This is a genomic window from Priestia sp. P5_B4, from assembly GCF_056400385.1.
Window position 1 is genome coordinate 1 of the sequence record NZ_JBFULJ010000312.1, and the last position, 4,091, is coordinate 4,091.

4 protein-coding genes and 1 other annotated feature are annotated in these 4,091 nt (G+C 33.7%); of the genes, 2 read left to right on the forward strand and 2 right to left on the reverse strand.

Annotated elements, in window-relative coordinates; translation table 11 throughout:
• Positions 1–193, forward strand: a binding site (T-box leader). This feature is flagged as partial in the annotation.
• Between the two features lie 43 nt (positions 194–236).
• The gene (locus tag AC1DRF_RS18200) at positions 237–1,613 is read left to right on the forward strand and encodes an amino acid permease (RefSeq protein WP_427076778.1); all 1,377 of its coding nucleotides are present in this window, start codon (positions 237–239) and stop codon (positions 1,611–1,613) included.
• A gap of 167 nt (positions 1,614–1,780) precedes the next feature.
• Here AC1DRF_RS18200 and AC1DRF_RS18205 read toward each other — a convergent pair whose 3' ends face one another.
• Positions 1,781–2,224: a hypothetical protein gene (locus AC1DRF_RS18205; RefSeq protein WP_098526312.1), complete on the reverse strand. Its 444-nt coding sequence runs from the start codon at positions 2,222–2,224 to the stop codon at positions 1,781–1,783.
• Between the two features lie 197 nt (positions 2,225–2,421).
• Here AC1DRF_RS18205 and AC1DRF_RS18210 point away from each other — a divergent pair, with 197 nt between their 5' ends.
• On the forward strand, positions 2,422–3,135 hold the full coding sequence (locus AC1DRF_RS18210; RefSeq protein ID WP_427076777.1) for a ZIP family metal transporter: 714 nt from the start codon (positions 2,422–2,424) through the stop codon (positions 3,133–3,135).
• A 291-nt stretch (positions 3,136–3,426) separates the two neighbouring features.
• Here the strand turns inward: AC1DRF_RS18210 and AC1DRF_RS18215 are convergent.
• A partial coding sequence (locus AC1DRF_RS18215; RefSeq protein WP_477741333.1) for a DUF3885 domain-containing protein occupies positions 3,427–4,091 on the reverse strand: 665 nt, incomplete at its 5' end.

The window sequence follows — 4,091 nt, forward strand, 5'->3', positions numbered from 1 at the left end:
AAGTAATCCTAATCTCCCTGTTATAGAGAGCTGATAATTGGTGGAAGTCAGTACAAAGATTAGAGATGAAATTCACTCCTAGAGCTTCCTCTTCTAATGGTGTTTTAGAGAGGACGGATAAAACCGTTATGCTAATTAAGAGGTAAGATGTTTTTACAATATAGGGTGGTACCGCGAAATTTTCGTCCCTGCTGAATAATTCAGCAGGGACTTTTTTATGTTAAAAGGAGGGCATCATGAAAGAAAATACTGCATCAAAGAATACGTTAAAAAAGCAATTATTACCCCGACACATTCGAATGATTGCTATTGGAGGAATGATTGGAACAGGGATTTTCAAAGGGAGTGCTGATACAATTGGATTAGCAGGACCTTCGGTTATCTTTTCGTATCTATTTGCTGGACTATTGCTTCTCATTGTAATGGGAGCTTTGGCTGAAATGGCTATTGTATACCCATCGCACAATATGAAAGATCTAATTCAAAAAGCTTTTGGAAGACGTTTTTCTTTTGTAACGGGAGCTACTTATTGCTTTATGTGGCTTACTGTGTGCGTTATTGAAGTCATCGCTGCAGGTAGTTTTCTGCAATATTGGTTTTCTTCTATTCCTTTATGGATTCTTTGTCTTATTTGTTCAATTGTACTTATTTTAATTAATGCTACAAGCGTAAAGTCTTTTGGAGAAATTGAGTTTTGGTTTGCTGGTATCAAAATCTTTGTTATTATTGCTTTTATTTTATTAGGTATAGCGATACTATTTGGAATTATGCCAAGCAATAATTCATCTTCTCATTATCTTCATAATTATAGTGATTTTATGCCAAATGGCTGGAAAGCCGTTTTCTCTACATTACTTGTAGTCATTTTCTCGTATGGAGGATCAGAACTCATTGGTTTAACTATTACGGAAACAAAAGATGCTGAAAAGGTATTACCAGGGGTAGTTAAAGGCGTTATGTGGAGAGTAGTTCTGTTTTATACTTTGCCTATTTTTATTATCTGTGGCTTGATACCATGGGATAAAATTGATGCAAATGCTAGCCCTTTTGTCCAAGTATTTGAAACAGCTGGGCTTCAAGGTGCTTCTCATATTATGAACTTTATTTTATTAACAGCTGTCCTTTCAGCAGCCAATTCAGGTATTTATGGCTGTACAAGGATGCTTCATTCTTTATCTCAGTCGGGAGATGCTCCTAAAAGTTTGTCCTATGTAAATAAACAAGGCGTACCTGTTTACAGTTTAGCTTTCAGTGTCCTATTTTTATTATTGGGAACGTACCTCGTATACTTATATCCTGAAAAAGCTTTTTCTTATTTATTAGCTATTCCTGGATTTACAGTTTCTCTTATATGGATTAGTATTTGCTTAGCTCAGCTAAAGCTACGTCCTCAATATAAAGAAAAACCATATTTTAAACTTTGGGGCTTCCCTTATTTAACGCTTTTTGCCGCATGTACATTAATTATTAGCTTCATAGTCTTTCTCATAGACAGTGCGAATAGGTTAAGCTCTATAGTTTGTGTAGCATTCGTTCTTATAATGGTAATTATTTCATTTTTCAAAAGGAACACCAAACCTACTTCTCTTGAAGTACCGAATGATACCAATTAGATTTTACATTCTTCAAAAACTTAAATCAGAAAAAGATACTTTATAAAGTATCTTTTTTTGATTTATAGAATCACTTGCTTCATCTGAGGGCATTTTTAGTGATTTAACTCACGATTTGTTTTTGGGATTTTGCTCTTCATTACAAGCCTCTAAGGTTTCAAGGCCTGTTAAGTGCCCAAAATGGTGATATATGATTGCGTTTGACATACCTTTGTTATCCACACTGTAAATTCGTTAATCATGTTAATTAACTCGCGAATGTACTTGTTTTTTTGACGATCAAACTGTTTGTACGTTCCCTCTACTTTGCTAAAATCAATCCATTTCTTTAGTTTAATCATAGGCGGATTAGTGCTCAAAAAATATGCGAGTTCTTGCAGCTGATTACTGATCCTCAGCCATGTTTCTACTTTGATTTCTGTCACTTGGGTAGGTTGATACTGTGGCACATACTTGCAAATCGTGGTATAGAAATAAGCAAAAGCTTCATCAGCAAAATAGACTGATTCTTTATTCCAATACTTTGCATTGTACTCACCTGGTTTCACTTCTATATAATAAGCATTTTCGACCTTGTCCACATTGGTTATCATTTCAAAAGGAGATTCCATAGTAACACCTCTTTTTTAGATAACGTTAGTATGTCCTTTTTTATTAGTGATTTACCTAAAAATTACTCCCAAGTTAATATCGTGTACTTTTATTTTTTTAACCATTTATAAAACATAGGTATGATTGCCTTTCCTTTGAATAGGTTAGTTGTAAAAAACCATATAGCCGAAAGGAAGTAGCAATTATGCATATAAAAATGAATATCTTATTTACTTTAGGTTCTTTATTGGGTTTATTAGCAGGAGGAGGACTTCTCAAATTAGTAAACCATCTGGCAAGGGGAAGAATCCAATTTATGTATGCTATATGCGGTGGAATCTTATTGGGCTTATTGTTCTTTGATATCCTTCCGTCTACTTGGCATCTATATGATTTAAGAGGCGTTTTATTAGGAATTGTAGCCGGATATATCATCATGCTATGCATTGACCTCTTTTTGCATAAACAAAACAGCGAAATTTCACCCTTACAGGCACTTATCTTATTAACGGTTGCTATCTTTTTTCATAATGTCATCACAGGTATTACATTTGGAATAACAGATATGCACCAATCAGCTTCTGTATTCGCAGCTACCCTTTTACATCAGGTCCCAGAGGGGATGGCAATTATGACAGTCCTCTCTATAGCAAAAATACCTAACACCTTCTTTTTACTAATTATAGCCATTCTGTCGCTGTCTTTAGGAGGCAGTTTATTCATTGGTGAAAGTGTACAAGTTTCCTCACTTAAACTACAAGCTTTATCGACTGGCGCAGCAATCGGTACACTGTCTTTTGTTATCTTTCATGAAATAATTGGAAATACCATCAAGCACTTCAGGAAATTGCATGTATGGCTATTAATTTCGCTAGGATTCGTAATTATTTATGTTTATCAATATTCTCTTTCATTATTTCATGGCCATTAGAACGATTAAATTTAAGTGTCAAAAAGACACCTGCAAATGTATGCAGCTATACCTCACTCTGATCATTTATAAAAGAAGAACATTTCACACAATGTTCTTCTTTTACATTACTTCCTAGGGTCATATTTCCATTGAGCTATAAGCCTAATGCTAATCTGATTATATATCAAAATTAACCTAGAAGATTGTAGATACCCTTTTTATTTTTAGTTACTGTAAGACAGGTGATTATGGATATAAAAAATGTGCTAATTAGTGGAAATGTGCTAATTAGTGGATGAATCCTACTTTTCACTTAAATAAAAGGTCAATTTCTTCTCGATCATAATCCAAAATCCAATTATTATATTCTTCATAAAGAAAGCGTATAGATTCTTTACTTGAGGCTAAGACATCACATCCGCGATCATCATACAAATGAAAAATCATTTTTTTAGAGAGATTAATAAAGTAAATATCATAACTACTTTGGGAATTACTCTTCAGAATAGTAGATGGATGAGCAAAGTCTTCATAATTAATAGCCTTTAAAAGCTGCGCATATCTTAATTCTGTTTTCTTACAAGAAAGTACAAAGCGATGGGTCAAAGATTGATCATCGTCTTCATCTTCATCCTGAAATATACTCGGCAAACAGTGATGGTTTAATTGATATAGCCGCTGTTTATCTTTTATGTATTTTAAATAAACGTTTAAAGGTCTTTTTTGAAGGAAACGATCTTTGTTCGTAGTATGTACATCCGTAACAAAAAGAATCTCATCTCCCYCTCCAAATACCCTTTGAAATAATGTGATTGATCGATGAAAAGCTTGATTCAAACAATCTTTTTCGTGAGATGAAATTAATGGATCTGATATTTCAAAGCGAATGCTATATTTCCATGAATAAAACAGAGCTGGACTTAAAGTTAATCCTTCAAAGTATTTTTCTGAAAATAAAGGCAGAGTGTTAGTGC